Origin of the sequence: Pseudomonas sp. NFACC14, assembly GCF_900106885.1 — a bacterium.
Taxonomy (GTDB): Bacteria; Pseudomonadota; Gammaproteobacteria; order Pseudomonadales; family Pseudomonadaceae; genus Aquipseudomonas; species Aquipseudomonas fluorescens_AA.
The window spans coordinates 496,558-514,552 of record NZ_FNOA01000001.1; the positions used below are offsets into that span (position 1 = coordinate 496,558).

Consider the following 17,995-nt stretch of genomic DNA (forward strand, 5'->3'; position numbering starts at 1 on the left):
GGCTACGCGTTAAAGCCGATCCAGCCGTGGATGCCCACGTAGAGACCGACGCCGATGATCAATACACTGGACAAGTAAGGTGCCCGGCGAGCAACGGTGCCCAGCCAAGGCCAGCGATTGGAAGCCTGCCGTGCACCAATGGCCGCCGCAGCCCCCACGGTCACCAGGGTCATCGCCAGGCCGATGCTGAAGCACAGGACAAGCAGGCCGCCCAGCGCGACCGCTTTGACTTGCAGGCACAGCAACAGGACGGTAATGGCCGCAGGACAAGGAATCAGCCCGCCCGTGAGCCCGAACAGGATGATCTGGCCCGTGGTGACCTCCCGGTTGGTGAAGCGCTTGCGGATGTCGTTGGCATGCGCCTGTTCGTGGGTGTCCTGATAACCCTCCAGTGCCAACGCCGGGCCTTTGGGTTCGGGGTGCTCGTGTTTGTGGTGATGGTCGTGATCGTGATGATGGTGGTGGTCATGCCCTTGTGCGAACTTGAACATCTGCTCGCCGCGCCAGGTTCGCCACAGCATCCACAGCGCGATGGCAATGATCAACGCAGAAGATGCCAGTTGGAAATAAGGTTCCGTGGTTTCGGCATCGAGCCCCTGACCCAGATACATGCCGCCGATGGCGACCAGCCACACCACGACAGTGTGGGACAGCGTCGCCGCCAGCCCAAGCAACACCGCCTGCTTGACCGAACCTCGGATCGCCACGATAAACGCCGCCATCATGGTTTTCGAATGGCCCGGCTCCAGGCCATGCAAGGCCCCCAGCAAGATAGCGCTGGGAAAATACAGCCAGGCCTGAGCGCCACCCTGTTGCAGCAATTCAGCAAAATCTGGCATGTAGGGCCTAGAGGTACTTGGTGATTTGCTTGAAGGCTTCCAGCGGCGCGCGCTCGCCTTTATTCAACGACGAAACGGTGTCCTCCAGACAGTGATCGATGTGATCCTGGATCAACGTTCGTTTGGCCTGGCACACCGCTTTTTCAACCGCATGCAACTGCTGGGCAATCTCCACGCACTCACGCCCCTCTTCGATCATCGTGATGATGCTGCGCAAATGGCCATCCGCGCGCTTGAGGCGCTTGATGATCGCTGCGTGGCTTTGGTGGGGATGTTCATGATCATGCGCATTCATGACTTGGGCCCTGGGTTTCGATGAATTTACGTCGCCATCCTATCCCCCCAGGGAGGATACAAGCAACTCATCGAAACGCTCCCACACAGGGATTTTTGTTGAACGCACTATCTGTGAACAACCTGGAAAAAACTGTGGGAGCGAGCCTGCTCGCGATGACGGCAGCACATCAAACATCGCCATCAACTGACCCACCACTATCGCGAGCAAGCCCGTTCCCACAGGCTCCAGGCTGCACAGGATGAAGAGCAAGGCAATGCAGGCGACCTTGTGAGGTCGCCCACTTTCATTACGGCGCCAGAACCTGCGCCTGCAATCGCCGCCCGATCACATCCAGCAAATCACACCCGTCGCGCAGGGGGATCGCCAGCACTTGGGCAAAATCATGGAGTACCACCGCGTCCGTACTGATGTCGGAACGCATGGCGAGGTTTTCCAGCAACTGGGTGACAGCGGCGATGCGGTAAGCAGCGGTATCGTGCAACACGTCCAACGGCGCTTCAGTGTCGATCAGGAGCGCGTGGAAATTGTTTTCGATACCGGTGATGGGCATGTAGCGGGACATGAGGGGTTACTCCTGCGGGAATGGGAGGTCGGTGGCGGATTGAGATGCCGCTGGCAAAGGGAGCGAATCCGGGATCGAGATTCGGATACTTGGCAGGAGATATTCTTGGGTGACGCTAGACGAAAGCCACCTTGGATTGGCTGTGGTTTTCGGAGGGTTGGGGGTGAGCTTTTTCATTGGCTTGTACCTAGGTTATGTAAAGGAACTGCCTTCACCACTTCCACCTGGTGGGTGGCAGCTGTACGCGGGTGTGGAAGACCGAGAACCTAGGACCCGGCGCACCCGAAGGCGCCCCGCGTACAGCCGCCGTAATTTAACAGCAGACCTAGGAAAAGCGTCTGCTTTTTAATTTAGCGGTGCAACGCGCTAGGTTTTCACAAGGGCTTCCACACCCTCTCGCTGAATTTGCAGCGACGGAGAAAACTTAGCGCACGGGGTAATTGGGTGGATAGTCAGCGGGGAGCGACGCAGCTTGAGGGAAATTTCCGATTGAGGTGTCCGGAGCTGGACTCAGCAGTTCAGGCGGTGGGATGCAAAGAATGATTTCGATACGAATGAGCGCTCAACGCCATAAGCAAGGGCTGAGGTTTCATCGTATGGTTGAGCGCACCCGTCCTGGCTGCAAGTCAAACGAAAGGGCTGACACAGGGTCTTTTTTATACATATAGAATATGCATAATGACAACATTCAGAACTCAGTATGATCCAGCAAAAAACGTCGCTAACAAGAAGAAACACAAGGTGAGTCTGGCCGATGCCGAAGCTGTGTTTTATGACGAAATGGCTCTTGAGCGTGAGGATAATGATCATGATGAAAAGCGGTGAATTATCATGGGGCAAGACGCCTGCGGTCGTGTACTCGTCGTTGCATACACCTACCGTGAGCCAGATTTCGTTCGTCTTATCAGCGCACGACTAGCCTCCAAAAAAGAACTACGTCAGTACCTGGGAGGTTGACCCCATGAAAGAAGAATACGATTTCAGCACAGCCAAGCGTGGGGCGGTTGCAAGCAGCAAAGGCAAAACCCGCATAACCATCATGCTTGATGAGGACGTGATCGAGGCCGCTCGCGAACGCGCCGAAAGTGCTGGTACTGGATATCAGACACTCATCAACAATCTACTGCGTCAGGCTTTGATATCTGAAACTGCCCACAATCTGTCACCGGCAGCCCAAAAGCGAACCCGAACAGTTAAACCCTATGCAAACGGTATTACCCGGTCCGACGTGAAGGATCTGGAAAAGCGCCTGGCCGCCATGACTGAGGAGCTGCACAAGATGGTGGACGCATCCAGGCCCGGTAAAGCCAAAGCATTGGTATGAACTGAGAGGATCGATTTACTCAGGAGCAAGGCACTGTCTTAACCCAGTGCCTTCACCCACACCCACAATAATCCGCTTGCCCATTTTCTCCCCCACCTCCAACGCCTGCCCATCCCGCTGCTTCCCCCGCCGCGCCAAACCCACCAGGCGCGGAATCAACTCGCCTTCCGGCAAGTGCTGCCAGAATCGCCCTGGCATGTGCTGACGCAACGCCTGGGGATTGAGCCGCGCCGGGTTGAAGATGTGCCTGTAATAGGTCCGCCACAGCTCAGCCCCGGGATCTTCCGCGTGCCGCGCCCAATGCTGCCACTGCTCGGGGCACCGTCGCTGGTAATCCAACGACTGCCCATCGAAACGGATACCGTCGCGAGGCGTTGCGATCAGCCAGCGCTGTTGTCCCAGTCGCTCGGCAAAATGACCACTGGCGCTTTCGAGGATGTCATGGGCCGGTTGGTGGTAGGCGACCAGATCCAGCTGCAGTTGCTCGGCCAATGCTTGCGGCAAGGGAACGAAGCGGACGAAGGCATGCAGATGATGAGCCTCGCGCTGGACCTGCTTGATCCGCCGCTGCAGCTCACTGCCCAGGCGATCGCCCGCGAGCATGGCCGTGCGGTCGCCGTGGGCAACCCGCCAAAGCACTTCGTACAGCAGGTTCCAGCGCTGTTCGCCCTGGTAGCGGCCAGCCTGTTCGAGCTGGGTCAGCAAGGCCGCGGGAACTCGCGTACGGAACGGGCCCGGTCCTTGGGGCAGCGACGCCGGCATGGCCAAAAGATCGGCCATCGGGCCTTGGGCCCATGTGACATCGCTCGGGTCGATACCATGGCCGAGCAGCGTTCGAGCCTGGTCCCGCCACGTAGCGAAATCGTTCTCGCAATCCAGGGCAATCACGACCAAAGCCCCATCTGCATCGGCCGCTGGGGGTCACGCAACCGCGCCCGCAGCAGGCCGCTGCGCACCTGGGCGTCAGCAGGCCGGTAATCGCTGGTGACAATGAACGGTCGCGCCTTCTCCAGCACGCACCGCAACTGCACCAGGTCGTCATAACGCACACGCCGCTCCCGGCGCAGCGCAACCAGGCGTTGCACACTACGCAGGCCAATCCCCGGAATACGCGCCAGCAATGCGGGTTCGGCGCGGTTGACATCCAGCGGGAACACCTCGCGATTGGCCAGCGCCCACGCCAGCTTGGGATCGATGTCCAAGTCCAGGTTGTGGGTTTCGCTCAAAAGCTCGCCTGCCTTGTAGCCATAACCGCGCATGAGAAAGTCCGCCTGATAAAGCCGGTGCTCACGCAGCAACGGCGGTGCCGCCAGGGGCACGCTGGCGGGGCTGTCGGGAATCGGGCTGAACGCTGAATAGTAAACCCGTCGCAAACCGTACCCCTGGTAGAGCGACTCGGCGTTGCTCAGGATGGCGTGATCATCGGTGGCATCGGCCCCCACAATCACCTGCGTGCTCTGTCCGGCCGGGGCGAAGCGAGGCGCCCGTGGCTCACCGGCCACCGCCTGTTGCCCCTGGTGGATGGTGCCCATGGCTTGGCGGATGGTCGACAACTGCTTTTCCGGTGCCAGGCGCTTGAGGCTGATATCGGAGGACAGCTCGATATTCACGCTCAAGCGATCAGCCAACCGTCCCGCTTCCTCGATCAACAGCGGATCGGCATCGGGAATGGTCTTGAGATGGATATAACCACGAAACTGATGCTCTTCCCGCAGCAACCGCGCCACTCGTATCAACTGCTCCATGGTGTAATCGGCCGAGCGAATGATGCCGGAACTCAAAAACAACCCACTGATGCAGTTGCGACGATAAAAATCCAGGGTCAACCGAACCACCTCCTCCGGCGTGAAGCGCGCCCTCGGCACGTTGCTGGAACGACGGTTGACGCAATACTGGCAGTCGTACAGGCAAAAATTGGTCAGCAACACCTTCAGCAACGAAACGCAGCGCCCATCCGGCGTATAACTATGGCAAATGCCCATGCCATCGGTGGCCCCCAGCCCATCACGACCACGGGAGCTGCGCTTGGGGGCACCGCTGCTGGCGCAGGAGGCGTCGTACTTGGCAGCATCGGCGAGAATGCCGAGCTTGGCGATAAGCTGCATGAAGAGAACTCAGATACTGGATATAAGCACAGTATTTTGACATGCACTGCAATGCAAGCGCCATTGGTCCATTCAACACCTGCCATGAGTCGCCTGGCCGTGACGTAGGCCATGCCAGTGGGATGGGCTATAATCGGCCAACCAACGCGATTGAGGTCCAGCCCATGGGCAATGTCAGCCTTGAAACCAAAAAGGCCTATGCCGCCAGAACGCGTAGATCCAACTACGCGGCCAGCCTGCGCCTGGAAGGCTTCAAAACGACCTTCGCGGACGGCGAACGCAAAATGCCAACGCGCGAAGAGGTCTTGAAGGCCTTCACCCAGACCAGAACCTGATGGCTGACAAATATGGAGTCGGCGAGGACGCTTATTGCTATCCCGGCTCCACGGTCCTTCGCAACAAACTCGAGATCCGTGACGAACCGACCCTAAGCGAAGCCGAACAACAGCTCTCGGCCATCGCAGCGGACAACGTCGAATTCAGCCCTCCTCCCTACAGCCTGGCCTACCTTCAAAACATTCATCGAATCCTCTTTTCAGACCTGTTCGAATGGGCCGGCGAGTTGCGCACCGTTGGCATGTCCAAACAAGCGACCCGCTTTTGCCAACCCCAGTACATGGAGGCGGAAGCCAACAAGATCTTCATGAACATGGCGGCGGCCAACTGGTTCGAAGGGCTGGACAGGGCAGACCTGATTGTCGCCGTTGCAGAAACCTATTCCGACATCAACGTCGTACACCCCTTCCGCGAAGGCAATGGCCGTGCCCAGCGCATTCTGTTTGAACACCTGATCATGAACGCCGGGTTTGAAATCAGTTGGTGGGGGATTGAGAAGGACGAGTGGATCAACGCCAATATCGCGGCTTATAACTGCGTTATGGAGCCTATGGAGCAGGTTTTTGAGAAGTGCATAGGAAAGACAATTCAACCTGAACTCCCAACCCCCTAGTATCAACCCGAACCGCCAACTCGGCTTCCCCCTCATGGAATATCTGAAGTCAGATCCAACTTAACGCGCTTCCATTCCCCATTAGCTTCATAATAAGCAATATTTCTATACTCATACACAACATCCAATGTTCTGAGTTTAACCCTACCAGGCAAAGTCGCACGAACGGCACCAGAACTTTGCGTCACAAGAAATGGGCTACTTGACTTTATTTTATCAAGCGCTGCAACAGAGTCATCGGTTTTCTCGATGAGAAAATATCGATAGACAAACGGGACTGTTGCCCCACCCGAGTCATAAAGTACTTCGTAGACCGCACCGGCGGTATCGACTGGCGTCACGGAAATTATTCTTGACGGTGTCGGCAAAAAATGGACCGCTAAAGAAAATATACGCTGCCTGAACAATACAAACCAGCAACAGGATTAAAAAAGCCAACTTATAAGCCTTTGGTTTTAGCATATCTTATACCTGCCTTTATCCAGATTTGGTCCATCCTATCATCACCGTAGGGTGACTCTGCCCACCACTTCCCAAACTCCGCCTTCGATGTCCCTGCTACGGATTGAGCAGCACCAGCAGCTCTTAATAATACCTGCTCCGGAATACCCGCCGCAGTGCCAGTAGCACCGTAATTAAAATTACCAAATTCCTCGAACTCTCTACCACGCCGCTTATAATCCCACTCACCTTTGTTTCGAACCTTAGTGTAAAACACTCCGAGAACGTAAGCCTCCCCACCTGCAATTACTTCAGCCGCCGCTCTCCATTTCCTTGCCTCTTCCAAGTTCCCGTCCAACTTAACACCGGGCGGCGATAACGGAGGGTTACCTGAAGCGGCTCGCTCTTCTGATTGTTTTTCTTGAGCCGCAATTAATTTTAACAGTCGTCCTTCGAGACTAATGATCTCATCATTCAACACGTCGCTTCGATAGGCCGCTTGAATAGCTGCAAACTCCTGCTCGAACGAAACATCAGGATCCAGATGATTATCCGTGTACGCTCAAGAAACGCTTTAAGATCTTGTTTCTTGAAATCCACACCAGGGTACTTTCCCAATACCAAGTTCAGTGCAGATAGCTCTCTCCGTTCATCATTTAATACCTGATTTACCACCTTAACTCCCTTATTGACCCAGTCAACAGGAGTCACTATGGGATCAGGCATTTTTGCGGCAACCGCATCAAGCCTGGACTGTACGTTCACCTCCACATTGGCTTTATCCAAATTGTACTTATGGACAATCGGATTTTTCCTTGTATTGTATTTAGCTGCCCAAGCAGCTACCCCGGCCCACACCTTCAAGTTCTCTTTTTCTTCCGCAGCCGAAACGGCAGAAATTAAAGCTCGTGACTTGTCAGTTAAAATTTTTATTCGCTCCGCGAGCACCCTCCCTCTATACGCCGTAGTAATAGATCGGAGCCACGCCTTATAAGTTTCCAGCGGTAGCCTACCATTGCGCCTACCCATGATATTTACGAAATCAACTGCCCTATTCTTCATGTCTCGATCAAACGGACTGCTACCGAAAAAACTATTTGCCACCATCAAACTTTGAGTGAGCTCTGACGAGTCCTTTGACAACATTTCATCAACAACATTTTTTTCAGCTTTAAACCTATCCAAAGAAGAACCATTAGCGAAACCGACAGCAGCATTAATTTCCGAATCAAGCTCAGAACTCAACCTACCAAAATAAGAACTATATGAATTATCGATACTTCTATTTAGTTGGAAAATCGTAAAAATAACAGTTATTATCAGACGTTCACTTTTAACGTCCCGCCGCTTAAAAAATTCTCAACTTCTACAATCTCTACCACTTGCCCGTTCCAAGGTACTGGCTTTGCAATATATCCTAGGATAGGACTCGGGGGATTAGGTAGGGGGCCATCGGGGGTGATAACTAACGGCGGTAGCTCTAACGGTCCTGTCATAAGTTGCTCCATTTGTATTATCGCATATATAAATCGACGTTTTTGTACGCCAATCCATACAGAAGTTCTTATTGCGCTCTCTTCCGATAGCAAAATCACTGTATAAAAAAATATTTAACCATGCAATGAATTTTTATGCGTTTACGCATAAACAATGAGATGCACCCATTATCCAACGTCGCCGCCCCGCTCTGTAACCGATACATCGCCTACAGATTTGGCAGCTATGTAGTCGACCTCGTACATAATTTAGGGAATTTTCCTACGCACCAATTTCCTGCCGATTTTCATCAGGAAATCTATAGCTCCGGCATTTATTATTACTTAATAAGCATAAAATTTATCAAGAGGGCGGTAAAATCTAGCGATCTATAGCCACTGCGAAGACCCGGTTCGGACGCCATTTGAACGAGCCTCAGGGAAGACAGAACACCGTTTCCCCTTATATAAGGATAGTCAACAGTTATGTTTATGACTAACAGCAACGATAACAGCGGGGAGCTTTTGGGTCAGAAGCGGCGGCGCCGCTGGAGCCCAGAGCAAAAACTGGCAATGGTTCGCAAGAGTGGCCAAGCGACAACGGCTCCCCCCTTCCGCGAAGGCAATGGCCGTGCGCAACGCAGCCTCTTCGTGCACCTGATCATGAACGTCGGGTTTGAAATCAGCTGGTGGGGATAGAGAAAGATGCATGGATTTTCGCCAAATTGCGGCTTGCTCAGCGCCTTACGCTGCATTCCGTAAAAGTGCTACAGTTGTCAGCAACTAACATCTGCTAAAGCACTAAAAATGCTCACGACAAAATCCTTCCCACCCAACGAAAAAGGTCGTGACTTTGTAGTGGGCGACATTCACGGACATTTCAAGCTTCTGAAAAAAGCCTTGGGCAAAGTAAATTTCAATACCGAAGCAGACCGCATCTTTTCTGTGGGCGACCTCATCGACCGAGGCCCTGACTCCTTGGATGTACTGAATTGGCTTGGGAAACCGTGGTTCCATGCCGTGCGCGGCAATCATGAGCAGATGCTCATTGATTGCGTCTCCGGCCACGGAAATATACCTAGGCATATCCGAAATGGTGGGGCCTGGCTCTACGAGTTACAACCGACTCTTCAACATGAACTCCTGCAAGCCTTGCAAGCACTTCCGCTGATCATTGAAATCGATCTATCAAGCGATCAAACAGTTGGAGTAGTACATGCCGAAGCACCAATCATTAAAAGTAACGATGGCTGGCAGGAAGCGAAGGACGCTATTAGCGGAAAATCTGGAAAGTCAAATCAACGACAAGCCCTGAAAGCAGCGCTGTATGCCAGGAAAAAAATCGAGCGGCAAGACCACTCTTCCATCAACGGAATAAGCCAGCTCTATGTAGGGCACTCAACCGTATCCGGGGTCATAAGGCTGGGCAATGTCGTCTATATCGATACGGGCTGTGGATTTGCTGATGGCGCGTTAAGCCTGATAGAAATCCCATTCGAAACTGTCGTGAGCATCAGCATGAGCGGATGAGGTTCTCATTCATGCCACCCTGGACCTGATAAACCGTGCCCCTTTCGCAATTTGCATCCGACCCACCATGCCCAGCCCCTTAGAAGCTATAGTACATATAAGCTATTGACGGTAGCTTCATCGCTGACTAGATTTCGCTAGCGCTAGCTCCTGGCCGCGGCAACCTTGTTTAAAAGTTAATTTTGAGGCAGTGCTGAAACAGCGCTTATTGTAGTGGGCGCTGATATAGTCGTATTTATTAGTTTATAACGAGACCTACAATGATGATTAACAATAAGCTCATTCAGATAGCACTCACTGGTTCTTTAGTCTCTCTCCTAGCAGGGTGCGGTAGTATCGCATCCTCAATGGCAAATGATAGCGACTTGCAGCAAAAAGCAGGTGTAGCCCTAAATACTTCACCGGATGGGTTGAAGATCCTGGATCGTAGTACATCACTTGATTCGGTTAAATTCAGGGTACAAAGCAGTAAAGGTGTCTATAATTGCTACTACACCTCAGTTTATGGTGCGATCGATTCTGACACTCTGTGCTCAGGTCCGGTTGATGGTGCTAAAGGTGAGGATATAAAGACGACATCCGCACAGTGTAATGCTTTGACCAAAGCCGCTGGTCGCTGCTGAGTATGACTTCAACATCTCGTCTGTTAATTCCTGCTATAGCAGTGGGAATTTCCTTGTTGACTGGGTGCGTCCCAATCCAACCTATTCAGCGAGGTGGCGCGACTCAAGACTCGAGCCTACCCTCAGAAACTGCCGAGCGCCGTAAAATCGAAGATCAACTCTTCGCCACCGCGCAGTCAGCAGGTAAGGTGATTCTGGTAATACCCAGCGCCAGCCTAGACAGTTTGAAAATAGACTTCAATAATAACGACTCAACGATGGAGTTCTTGAAGTTGCGCTCGGCAGTCACCGAGTGGACAAACACACGTAACCCGTCTGTTGCATTCAAAGTGGGTTATGACACGAAAACCACCGATATTGGTGCGCCTCAGGGGTCTTATTTTCAAGTGGTTTTCGGTCGTACTTTATACAAAATATATTTAGTCGAACCCGGCCACTACTCTATTACCGGCGTGAGCTATGACTTGCCAAGAACGCCTGGCTACGAGACGCCCGGCGAGCGTGGAATTCGCCCTTCGACCTTAGGTTACGTCACTCTCGAGCCTAAGAGTTTCCGTGAATACGATCGTGGTCAGAAGTGGGAGGACGCCAGTTATAGAACGGAGACCGTTGAGGAACAACGTTGCACGGCAGTTCGCGTGGTAAACGGCGAGTGTGTAAGTACTGCCAAATACTCTTATGATGTGAAACAACAGACTGCTGCCGCAGGTTGGCGAGAAACTATAAAGCAGCGGGACGTAGAAGGCAGGACCGTTTCTGCTCATTTAGCCAAGGAGTTCGCAACATTCGATGTGGCAGCAGGCGAAGTAGTGCTGGTAGATGGTTTCTTTGCTGACCCGCCAAGCATCGATTATAAGCCAGGAAGTTGTAGGCAAACTCAGCAGAGCCAAATGCGGTGCGAGTTGGAACAAGTCAAGATGGTTAAGCTGCTCGGTGAAGTCGACCAAGTGCTGCATGCTGACAACCCTGCAGACTACGGGTTTCCGAAATTGGCCCAAGTGCTCAAGCAGTTGAAATATCGTCCTATAAATGTGCAGGCGCGGCAAACGTCTGGGCAATCGACTTGGGGCCCCACCTACGTACTTAAGGCCGATTGATCAACTTGGGGTTTTCTGTGAGAAGCTTTGATGACAATCATGGGACGTGTTCGCCGACATCCAGATAGAGTTCGCAAAAGTGCCTTAACCGCTTTACCTCCCGTTATGCTTGCTTATAAGCGCTTTTTGAGTCTTCCCTGTAGCAATATTTAGCGCCCTCCAACTGGGTTCCTTACTTAATCGGTGCGCCGCTGGGCCAGAATCCACACCGCTATGTAGACTGAGTTCAGCTTGGTGTTCGGAGGTTACGCGAAATCTGAGCAAGGAATCCCCTGCTTAATGTAAAGATTTCAATCTGAAGCGCGTAATTTTCTATCGTGGAAACCAAGATCGACTTTATTCAACAGAATCACCTAGCAGCAGCCATTCATCCTGACCACCACGCCTCAAACTCGTGCAAGTAATGCTCTAAAGCGCCCCCTCCCGCTGAGCTTGGTAGATCGTGGCGAACGTCGGCACAAAGCCAAGGCGACGGGCCAACGCCCCATCGACATGCAAGTGCCATGGGTTGATGACTGGCTCCGCTGACGGCTCCATAGTTTCGCCCAACAACTCAATGAGTTCGTAGTAGGACGTCGGTGCCTCATCGACGATGTTGACCACATGGCCGTCCATTGCCCCAGTCAATCCGAGCAGCATGGCCGTGGCAATATCACGATGATGGATCAAGCTCATTTTCTGAGCCGGGTGCCATTTGCCCTGAACAACATATTTGGGCAGCATTTCCAGATGCCCGTCCTGGTCTCCGTAGACAAACCCAAACCGCTGGATTGACCAGTTCAGCCCGCTCTCACGTAACAGCTGTTCAGCCGCGAGTTTGCTGGCCGGGTAAGCGTGCTGTGGGTCGGCAGCATCGTCTTCACGGCCAGGACGCGGGCTGTCGGGGTTATAAATGTTGGTGGTGCTCGACATAATGAAGCGGGCGCCGGGCGCATTGGCTCTGGCCGCCGCGATGAGGCAACGTGTGCCTTCAAGGTTGCTCTTCCAGATGAGGTCAATGTCTTGGGTGCGAAAAACCGCGGCAAGATGAACGATGGCCGATACGCCTCGTACCGCCTCGGTCAACGAGTCGGGGTCAAGTATGTCGCCCTCGATGGGCTCCACACCGTCGGGAAGTTGCTTGCCCGCTCGAACCAGTCCACGGCACTCGATGCCTGCTTGCACAAGCCTCTTGAGGAGGCGCTCTCCTACCAGGCCCGTACCCCCGGTCACTAGAATTGTCATGGTTTGCCTCCTTCAGTCAGAAGATGTGTCAGTCTTGCCGTTGCGCCTTCAAGCACTCGAACAAGCGTTGCCAGCTCGGTTGCTTCTACTTTGTCAAAGGAGACCTTCAGGACGAGGTCGATGGGATCAGGCAATTGTTGCCACAACGCGAGCCCGCTGGGCGTGATGGTGAGCAGCCGTTGACGTTGATCCTGTTCGGTCGGCGTCTGCTCAATGAACCCTTTGCGCACCAGGGCACCTACCATTTCACTGAGCGACGGCTTCTCGACCTGCAATATTTTTAGAAACTCGCGCTGTACGGTCGGCCCGTTATTTGCCAACTGCCAAAGGATGTACCACTGTGTCGACCCTAGATCGTAGGGGCGCAGCGTTGCTTCCATGATGGCGCGGCTGGCGACGTAGTAGCGCTTGATCCACGTTGCGGCGGCGTGTTGTTTGAGATGGTCCATTCGACATTGCCCATATAGTTCGGTGCCGAACCACAATAGTTCGGGCCCGAACGGATTGCAAGCCCTCCTCACGGCATTCGGGGCATTGAACTGACGAACTGCGGCAACTCGCCGTTGGCGTAGAAAGCCATGCGTAGCCTTTCTGTGCGTAATCAAAACTTGTTTTTCGGCGTGCCCTATAGGCTACTGGCCATTGGACTGCTAAATAGGCGCCAGCTCGACGAGCGAGGCCTGTGTCGCCGCGCCCACTTATTTTCTTCAAACATCCGTGACGACCGCGCCGATAAACATTTAATTCATTAACAGCCATACCCACCACCCACAAACACCACGCTTATCAGGTGTCCGGGTTTCTTTTTCTGATTTCAAGCCCAAACCGGGGGAGCTGAGAGTCCGCACTCCTAGTTTGAGTGGTCGCGGTGCCGAACGTCTGCCCGGTGACCTTGCCGGCGAAGGCATGGTGCTGCAGGTAGAAGAGCCGGGCGGCGCGCTGGATGTCGGTGAGGGTTTCAGGACGGGTCATTTTCTGCCACTCGAATACCTGGCGGGAACTGAGCGCCCTTTTGAACTGGCGCACAAATTCTTCCAGGTGGTTCTGCACGACGCGATAGAGCATCACCCAGTCGCCGTTGTGTCGTTCAGGACTTCAGCCACGTCTCCTTGATCGCCGTCAGGGTTGCTCGCTTAGTCTTCCCCAGCGGTCGGATCTTCTCGTACTCGTCCAGGTACTGATCGATCATCTTCTTGATCGTCACACCCTTCCGGTTCGCACGTTCGATAGCACCTGGCGCGGATCGCTCCGTCTCCCGACGCTTGATCCATGCCAGAGCCACCTGCTTGCGGTCGAAGGTTTGGCTTTCCTGATAAACTGTCTTCCCGTCCCGATTGATCCGTATCTGCGCCGTGTAGGCCGTCGAATTGTCCCTGCGCTAGCGTGATGTGATCGTACCCATATCCAGTTGCTAAATTGCTGAAACCGGATGCTACAACGTAGCAACCGCCTTTCAAAACAGGGAAAATGGGTAAAAACCGCTGTATAAAAGATCCGTATCAATGAATTTAGAAAAACCTGAATCGCCCGTAAATACTGGTCCACCCCGTTCAGAGCCGTCCCGCCGCTTCAGCGTTGCACCCATGATGGACTGGACCGACGCCCACTGCCGCTTCTTCCTACGCATCCTCTCCAAACACGCCCTGCTCTACACCGAAATGGTCACCACCGGCGCTCTACTCAACGGCGACCATGAACGCTTCCTGCGCCATCACCCATTCGAACACCCCCTGGCCCTGCAACTGGGTGGCAGTGTACCTGCCGACCTGGCCGCCTGCGCCCGTATGGCCCAGGAGCACGGCTACGACGAGGTAAACCTCAACGTCGGCTGCCCCAGCGACCGGGTGCAGAACAATATGATCGGCGCGTGCCTGATGGGGCATCCGGGGTTGGTGGCCGATTGTGTGAAGGCGATGCGTGATGCGGTGTCGATTCCGGTGACGGTCAAGCATCGCATCGGGATCAATGGGCGGGACAGTTACGAGCAGTTGTGTGAGTTCGTCGGGACGGTGCGCGAGGCCGGTTGCACGAGTTTTACCGTGCATGCGCGGATTGCGATTCTGGAGGGGCTGTCGCCGAAGGAGAATCGCGACATTCCGCCGCTGCGTTATGACGTGGCCGCGCGGTTGAAGGCGGATTTCCCGGAGTTGGAGATTGTGCTCAACGGTGGAATCAAGACGCTGGAGGCCTGCCACGAGCATCTGCAGACGTTCGACGGTGTGATGCTGGGGCGCGAGGCCTATCACAACCCGTATCTGCTGGCCGAAGTGGATCAGCAGTTGTTTGGCAGCACCGCGCCGATCATCACCCGGGCCGAGGCGCTGGCGCAGTTGCGGCCTTACATCGCCAATCACCTGGCCGCTGGCGGGGCGATGCATCACATCACCCGTCACGTGTTGGGGCTGGGCACCGGGTTTCCGGGGGCGCGGCGGTTTCGGCAGTTGTTGTCGGTGGACATTCACAAAACCAAGGATCCGTTGGCGTTGCTGGATCAGGCGGGGCAACTGCTGGAAGGGCGTTAACCGTCACTTGCTTTGAACCTGCGCGCTGTTTTGGCATCGTATCTACCGATACCGCCCCGGCCTTTCAAACAGCCGTTTTCAGGTTGTTGCCGCTGGGGCCATCGATACCTCTTCACGCCCTTGAGTGGCTGCCGGCCCTCGGGTAATGTCAACGGACCCATAGGACAGAGCACGCTCATGACTTCCAAGCTGGAACAACTCAAACAGTTCACCACCGTCGTGGCCGATACCGGCGACTTCGAGGCCATCGCCCGCGTCAAACCCGTGGACGCCACCACCAACCCTTCCCTGCTGCTCAAGGCGTCGGCCATTCAGGGCTATGCCGAGCAACTGAACGCCTGCGTGGCGGACTGCAAGGGCGATGTGGGCCTGGCCAGCGACCGTTTCGCCGTAGCGGTCGGGCAAGAAATCCTGAAAGTGATCCCTGGGCGTATTTCCACTGAAGTGGACGCGCGCCTGTCGTTCGATACCGAGGCCATGTTGAAGCGTGCGCATCGTCTGGTCGATCTGTACGAAAAGGCCGGTATTGGCCGGGATCGGGTGTTGATCAAGATTGCCTCCACCTGGGAAGGCATTCGTGCAGCCGAACAGCTGGAGCGTGAAGGCATCCAGTGCAACCTGACGCTGCTGTTCTCCTTCGCCCAGGCCGCGGCCTGCGCCGATGCCGGGGTGTTCCTGATTTCGCCGTTCGTGGGCCGTATCTACGACTGGTACAAGAAAGCCAATGGCAACGACTACACCGGCGCGGATGATCCGGGCGTGCAGTCGGTGACGCGCATCTACAACTACTACAAGGCCAATGACTACAAGACCGTGGTCATGGGCGCGAGCTTCCGCAACCTCAACCAGATCGAGCAACTGGCCGGGTGCGACCGCTTGACCGTCAGCCCGGACCTGCTGGAAAAACTCGCCGCCGACGAAGGCAAGCTGGAGCGCAAGCTGGCGCCAGGGCAAGCCGGGGAGGCACGCTTGATCCTCGACGAAGCGCAGTTCCGCTGGTTGTCCAACGAGGACGCCATGGCGACCGAGAAACTGGCCGAAGGTATCCGTCAGTTCGCCCGGGACCAGGAGAAGCTGGAGGCGTTGCTGCAAGCCAAGCTTTGAGCTGATTCAGCCGGCATGCAAAACGGGCGAACCTGGTTGGGTTCGCCCTTTTTTATGCGGCTTGGCTTAAGGGATGTGGCGGGTCGGCAAACGCCATCGCGAGCAAGCTCGCTTTCACAAGGGATGTCAGAACGCCAAAAAACCTGTGGGAGCGAGCTTGCTCGCGATAAAGCCGGTGCAGCCTACACGAAGCCCAAGGCTCAAGGCCGCTCCAGCGCATTCACCAGATCATGGAACGCTTCACGATTGGAATCGTTGAGCCCCATGAGGATCTTGTGGGCTTCAAGCACCTTGATCCGCACTTCCTCTTCGGACTGATCCTGGTCAGGCAGGTCGTCCAGGCACTCCGGACACGGCACAGGGTCGCCCACGATGTTGAACACCTGGTCGAAGCCCATCGATTGCAGCAGACGGGTGATGTCGTTGTGGGTGGTGACGACGGTCGGCAGCAGGCCGACCTTTTGCCGCGACAGGATCGACAGCTTGGCCAACAGGCCCAATGTGGTGCTGTCGATGCTGCGGGTTTCGGTCAGGTCGATCACGATGGCGCTGAAGTTCAGCGCGGTGAAGATCCGCTCAATAGTCGCATCCAGCGCCGAACACAGGGTCAGGCGCACTTCACCGACAAACTTCAGGACGAAGGTGCCGTCCTGCTCGGCGAACTGGATTCTACCGGTACTCATCAAAGGTTCCTGCTCAACACTAACAGGGCGATATCATCCGGCATCTCCCCGAGCGTGGCTAATCCAAACACTTGACGCAAGCCTTCCAGGCTACCGCCCGCTGCGCTTACCCGTTCAGGCAAGGCCGCTTCTTTCTCTTTGAGTGTAGGTTCTGTCAAAAGGTCCAAAATGCCATCAGACATCAGCGTCAGGCTGAATGTCGGTGGCAATTCCAGCACGTGGTCTTCGTAGGTGGCCTCGTTGAACAGGCCCACCGGCAAACCACGCCCTTCCAGGTAACGAACACTGTCTGGCGTATACAACACAGGCAACGGCAGGTGACCGCCGATGCTATAGGTCAACAAACCCGTCTCCTCGTCGATGACTCCACCGACCATCGTGACGTGTTTGCCCAGCTTACAACTGATCAGGCCTCGGTTGATATGCCCAAGGACTTCCGACGGCTTGAACTCCGGCAGCGTGCCATTACGCTTGGATTCGAACAGCAGCCGCGTGGTCATGAACTTCAACAGCACCGTCACGAAGGCCGATGACGCGCCATGACCGGAAACGTCCGCCAGGTAGAACGCCACTCGCCGCTCATCGACGCGGAAATAGTCCACGAAATCGCCCGACAGGTACAACGACGGGATGATCTGGTGGGCAAAACGGAAATCGTCGACGGTCCAGGGGCTGACCGGCAGCATGTTCATCTGCACCTGGCGCCCGGCGTTCTGGTCTTCCTGCAACAGGTTCAGGCTGGCTTCCAGCTCGCGGTTGGCGGTTTCCAGCTTCTCGCGGTAGCGCTGGTTTTCCACCAACAGGCGCGAACGGTCCAAGGCCCGGCGCACCGAGTGCTCGAGCACCGCAAGGTCTTCAAGGGGCTTGATCAGGTAATCCGCCGCGCCCAGGCGCAATGCCTCGACCGCATCGTTCATCACGCCCGCGCCCGACACCACGATCACCGGGGTCTGCGAGGAAATCTCGGTCACCTGGCGAATGAGTTCGAGTCCGCCCATCTGCGGCATGCGCAGGTCGCAGATGACCAGGTCGGGCTTGTCTTGCTCGAATACCTGAAGACCCTGTTGACCATTGCTGGCCTGCAGGACGCTGAAACCACTGTCTTCCAAGTAGGCTGCGAGACTGGCTCGCACCACTTCGTCATCATCGATTATCAGCAGCGTGGCACTGGTTTTTGGCATGTGGGCAAACGGCGCCAGAATTAGGTTGGCGTAGCGGG

General features: G+C 55.0%; 20 protein-coding genes and 4 pseudogenes. 10 read left to right on the forward strand and 14 right to left on the reverse strand.

Annotated features, from left to right (window positions below; translation table 11 throughout):
• Window positions 1-2: 2 nt before the first annotated feature.
• The 3 genes from BLU85_RS02390 to BLU85_RS02400 all read right to left on the reverse strand — a co-directional run bounded on the left by BLU85_RS02390 (window position 3) and on the right by BLU85_RS02400 (window position 1,699).
• Window positions 3-839 carry a nickel/cobalt efflux protein RcnA gene (locus BLU85_RS02390; RefSeq protein WP_092197279.1) on the reverse strand — a complete coding sequence of 279 codons (837 nt, stop codon included), beginning with the start codon at window positions 837-839 and terminating at the stop codon, window positions 3-5.
• A gap of 7 nt (window positions 840-846) precedes the next feature.
• On the reverse strand, window positions 847-1,134 hold the full coding sequence (locus BLU85_RS02395; protein WP_092197282.1) for a metal-sensing transcriptional repressor: 288 nt from the start codon (window positions 1,132-1,134) through the stop codon (window positions 847-849).
• A gap of 289 nt (window positions 1,135-1,423) precedes the next feature.
• On the reverse strand, window positions 1,424-1,699 hold the full coding sequence (locus BLU85_RS02400; RefSeq protein ID WP_092197285.1) for a hypothetical protein: 276 nt from the start codon (window positions 1,697-1,699) through the stop codon (window positions 1,424-1,426).
• 678 nt (window positions 1,700-2,377) lie between these two features.
• Between BLU85_RS02400 and BLU85_RS02405 the strand changes: the two are divergent.
• A pseudogene (locus BLU85_RS02405) lies at window positions 2,378-2,656 on the forward strand (BrnT family toxin).
• A gap of 4 nt (window positions 2,657-2,660) precedes the next feature.
• Window positions 2,661-3,023 carry a DUF6364 family protein gene (locus BLU85_RS02410; protein ID WP_092197288.1) on the forward strand — a complete coding sequence of 121 codons (363 nt, stop codon included), beginning with the start codon at window positions 2,661-2,663 and terminating at the stop codon, window positions 3,021-3,023.
• 15 nt (window positions 3,024-3,038) lie between these two features.
• Here the strand turns inward: BLU85_RS02410 and BLU85_RS02415 are convergent, their stop codons facing one another.
• Together BLU85_RS02415 and BLU85_RS02420 are read right to left on the reverse strand one after the other, a co-directional pair.
• The gene (locus BLU85_RS02415; protein ID WP_092197291.1) at window positions 3,039-3,917 is read right to left on the reverse strand and encodes a TIGR03915 family putative DNA repair protein; all 879 of its coding nucleotides are present in this window, start codon (window positions 3,915-3,917) and stop codon (window positions 3,039-3,041) included.
• Entirely contained in the window at window positions 3,908-5,128 is a 1,221-nt protein-coding gene (locus tag BLU85_RS02420) for a putative DNA modification/repair radical SAM protein (RefSeq protein WP_092197294.1), read from the reverse strand. Before BLU85_RS02420 ends, BLU85_RS02415 begins: the two co-directional genes overlap by 10 nt.
• Before the next feature lie 164 nt (window positions 5,129-5,292).
• On the opposite strand from BLU85_RS02420, the gene BLU85_RS02425 reads away from it, so the two are divergent.
• A complete protein-coding gene (locus BLU85_RS02425; RefSeq protein ID WP_003199786.1) occupies window positions 5,293-5,463 on the forward strand; it encodes a YhfG family protein in 171 nt (56 codons plus the stop codon).
• Window positions 5,463-6,077 carry a putative adenosine monophosphate-protein transferase Fic gene (locus tag BLU85_RS02430; protein WP_092197296.1) on the forward strand — a complete coding sequence of 205 codons (615 nt, stop codon included), beginning with the start codon at window positions 5,463-5,465 and terminating at the stop codon, window positions 6,075-6,077. The genes BLU85_RS02425 and BLU85_RS02430 overlap by 1 nt, the downstream gene beginning before the upstream one ends.
• A 32-nt stretch (window positions 6,078-6,109) precedes the next feature.
• Here BLU85_RS02430 and BLU85_RS30175 read toward each other — a convergent pair whose 3' ends face one another.
• From BLU85_RS30175 to BLU85_RS02440, 3 genes are all read right to left on the reverse strand, one after another.
• Window positions 6,110-6,418 carry a hypothetical protein gene (locus tag BLU85_RS30175; protein ID WP_139207863.1) on the reverse strand — a complete coding sequence of 103 codons (309 nt, stop codon included), beginning with the start codon at window positions 6,416-6,418 and terminating at the stop codon, window positions 6,110-6,112.
• A 98-nt stretch (window positions 6,419-6,516) separates the two neighbouring features.
• Window positions 6,517-6,996 (reverse strand): polymorphic toxin type 44 domain-containing protein, encoded by a 480-nt coding sequence (locus BLU85_RS02435; RefSeq protein WP_256572818.1) that lies wholly within the window; start codon window positions 6,994-6,996, stop codon window positions 6,517-6,519.
• Window positions 6,993-7,763, reverse strand: coding sequence for a hypothetical protein (locus BLU85_RS02440; protein WP_139207865.1), 771 nt, complete (start codon window positions 7,761-7,763; stop codon window positions 6,993-6,995). Before BLU85_RS02440 ends, BLU85_RS02435 begins: the two co-directional genes overlap by 4 nt.
• Window positions 7,764-8,599: 836 nt before the next feature.
• Between BLU85_RS02440 and BLU85_RS02445 the strand changes: the two are divergent.
• From BLU85_RS02445 to BLU85_RS02460, 4 genes and pseudogenes are all read left to right on the forward strand, one after another.
• Window positions 8,600-8,686: pseudogene (locus BLU85_RS02445) on the forward strand (cell filamentation protein Fic); the annotation flags it as partial.
• 114 nt (window positions 8,687-8,800) lie between these two features.
• Window positions 8,801-9,523 (forward strand): metallophosphoesterase, encoded by a 723-nt coding sequence (locus BLU85_RS02450; RefSeq protein WP_092197302.1) that lies wholly within the window; start codon window positions 8,801-8,803, stop codon window positions 9,521-9,523.
• A gap of 260 nt (window positions 9,524-9,783) precedes the next feature.
• Window positions 9,784-10,146 carry a hypothetical protein gene (locus BLU85_RS02455; protein ID WP_092197305.1) on the forward strand — a complete coding sequence of 121 codons (363 nt, stop codon included), beginning with the start codon at window positions 9,784-9,786 and terminating at the stop codon, window positions 10,144-10,146.
• Window positions 10,147-10,403: 257 nt separating this feature from the next.
• Entirely contained in the window at window positions 10,404-11,243 is an 840-nt protein-coding gene (locus BLU85_RS02460) for a hypothetical protein (protein ID WP_256572819.1), read from the forward strand.
• Between the two features lie 408 nt (window positions 11,244-11,651).
• Here the strand turns inward: BLU85_RS02460 and BLU85_RS02465 are convergent, their stop codons facing one another.
• The 4 genes and pseudogenes from BLU85_RS02465 to BLU85_RS31270 all read right to left on the reverse strand — a co-directional run.
• Window positions 11,652-12,467, reverse strand: a complete 816-nt coding sequence (locus BLU85_RS02465; RefSeq protein ID WP_092197308.1) for an NAD-dependent epimerase/dehydratase family protein — start codon at window positions 12,465-12,467, stop codon at window positions 11,652-11,654.
• The gene (locus tag BLU85_RS02470; protein WP_092197311.1) at window positions 12,464-12,916 is read right to left on the reverse strand and encodes a MarR family winged helix-turn-helix transcriptional regulator; all 453 of its coding nucleotides are present in this window, start codon (window positions 12,914-12,916) and stop codon (window positions 12,464-12,466) included. The genes BLU85_RS02465 and BLU85_RS02470 overlap by 4 nt, the downstream gene beginning before the upstream one ends.
• 409 nt (window positions 12,917-13,325) lie before the next feature.
• Window positions 13,326-13,579: pseudogene (locus BLU85_RS02475) on the reverse strand (DNA adenine methylase); the annotation flags it as partial.
• Window positions 13,564-13,812: pseudogene (locus BLU85_RS31270) on the reverse strand (site-specific integrase); the annotation flags it as partial. The pseudogenes BLU85_RS02475 and BLU85_RS31270, both read right to left, overlap by 16 nt.
• 157 nt (window positions 13,813-13,969) lie before the next feature.
• On the opposite strand from BLU85_RS31270, the gene dusA reads away from it, so the two are divergent.
• Together dusA and tal are read left to right on the forward strand one after the other, a co-directional pair.
• Complete coding sequence (gene dusA / locus BLU85_RS02485; RefSeq protein ID WP_092197313.1) at window positions 13,970-14,989, forward strand: tRNA dihydrouridine(20/20a) synthase DusA; 1,020 nt, start codon at window positions 13,970-13,972, stop codon at window positions 14,987-14,989.
• Window positions 14,990-15,166: 177 nt separating this feature from the next.
• Window positions 15,167-16,093 (forward strand): transaldolase, encoded by a 927-nt coding sequence (tal, locus tag BLU85_RS02490; protein ID WP_092197315.1) that lies wholly within the window; start codon window positions 15,167-15,169, stop codon window positions 16,091-16,093.
• 200 nt (window positions 16,094-16,293) lie between these two features.
• On the opposite strand, the gene rssC is transcribed toward tal, so the two are convergent.
• Together rssC and rssB are read right to left on the reverse strand one after the other, a co-directional pair.
• Window positions 16,294-16,776 carry an anti-sigma factor antagonist RssC gene (gene rssC, locus BLU85_RS02495; RefSeq protein ID WP_025212773.1) on the reverse strand — a complete coding sequence of 161 codons (483 nt, stop codon included), beginning with the start codon at window positions 16,774-16,776 and terminating at the stop codon, window positions 16,294-16,296.
• The gene (rssB, locus tag BLU85_RS02500; protein WP_053120765.1) at window positions 16,776-17,957 is read right to left on the reverse strand and encodes a two-component system response regulator RssB; all 1,182 of its coding nucleotides are present in this window, start codon (window positions 17,955-17,957) and stop codon (window positions 16,776-16,778) included. Before rssB ends, rssC begins: the two co-directional genes overlap by 1 nt.
• Window positions 17,958-17,995: the final 38 nt, after the last annotated feature.

What these genes read in the sequence shown, in the direction of transcription:
- BLU85_RS02390 (WP_092197279.1), bottom strand. Translation starts at nt 839, where the DNA reads ATGCCAGATTTTGCTGAATTGCTGCAACAGGGTGGCGCTCAGGCCTGG.
- BLU85_RS02395 (WP_092197282.1), bottom strand. Translation starts at nt 1,134, where the DNA reads ATGAATGCGCATGATCATGAACATCCCCACCAAAGCCACGCAGCGATC.
- BLU85_RS02400 (WP_092197285.1), bottom strand. Translation starts at nt 1,699, where the DNA reads ATGTCCCGCTACATGCCCATCACCGGTATCGAAAACAATTTCCACGCG.
- BLU85_RS02410 (WP_092197288.1), top strand. Translation starts at nt 2,661, where the DNA reads ATGAAAGAAGAATACGATTTCAGCACAGCCAAGCGTGGGGCGGTTGCA.
- BLU85_RS02420 (WP_092197294.1), bottom strand. Translation starts at nt 5,128, where the DNA reads ATGCAGCTTATCGCCAAGCTCGGCATTCTCGCCGATGCTGCCAAGTAC.
- BLU85_RS02425 (WP_003199786.1), top strand. Translation starts at nt 5,293, where the DNA reads ATGGGCAATGTCAGCCTTGAAACCAAAAAGGCCTATGCCGCCAGAACG.
- BLU85_RS02430 (WP_092197296.1), top strand. Translation starts at nt 5,463, where the DNA reads ATGGCTGACAAATATGGAGTCGGCGAGGACGCTTATTGCTATCCCGGC.
- BLU85_RS02450 (WP_092197302.1), top strand. Translation starts at nt 8,801, where the DNA reads ATGCTCACGACAAAATCCTTCCCACCCAACGAAAAAGGTCGTGACTTT.
- BLU85_RS02455 (WP_092197305.1), top strand. Translation starts at nt 9,784, where the DNA reads ATGATGATTAACAATAAGCTCATTCAGATAGCACTCACTGGTTCTTTA.
- BLU85_RS02460 (WP_256572819.1), top strand. Translation starts at nt 10,404, where the DNA reads ATGGAGTTCTTGAAGTTGCGCTCGGCAGTCACCGAGTGGACAAACACA.
- BLU85_RS02465 (WP_092197308.1), bottom strand. Translation starts at nt 12,467, where the DNA reads ATGACAATTCTAGTGACCGGGGGTACGGGCCTGGTAGGAGAGCGCCTC.
- BLU85_RS02470 (WP_092197311.1), bottom strand. Translation starts at nt 12,916, where the DNA reads ATGGACCATCTCAAACAACACGCCGCCGCAACGTGGATCAAGCGCTAC.
- dusA (WP_092197313.1), top strand. Translation starts at nt 13,970, where the DNA reads ATGAATTTAGAAAAACCTGAATCGCCCGTAAATACTGGTCCACCCCGT.
- tal (WP_092197315.1), top strand. Translation starts at nt 15,167, where the DNA reads ATGACTTCCAAGCTGGAACAACTCAAACAGTTCACCACCGTCGTGGCC.
- rssC (WP_025212773.1), bottom strand. Translation starts at nt 16,776, where the DNA reads ATGAGTACCGGTAGAATCCAGTTCGCCGAGCAGGACGGCACCTTCGTC.
- rssB (WP_053120765.1), bottom strand. Translation starts at nt 17,957, where the DNA reads ATGCCAAAAACCAGTGCCACGCTGCTGATAATCGATGATGACGAAGTG.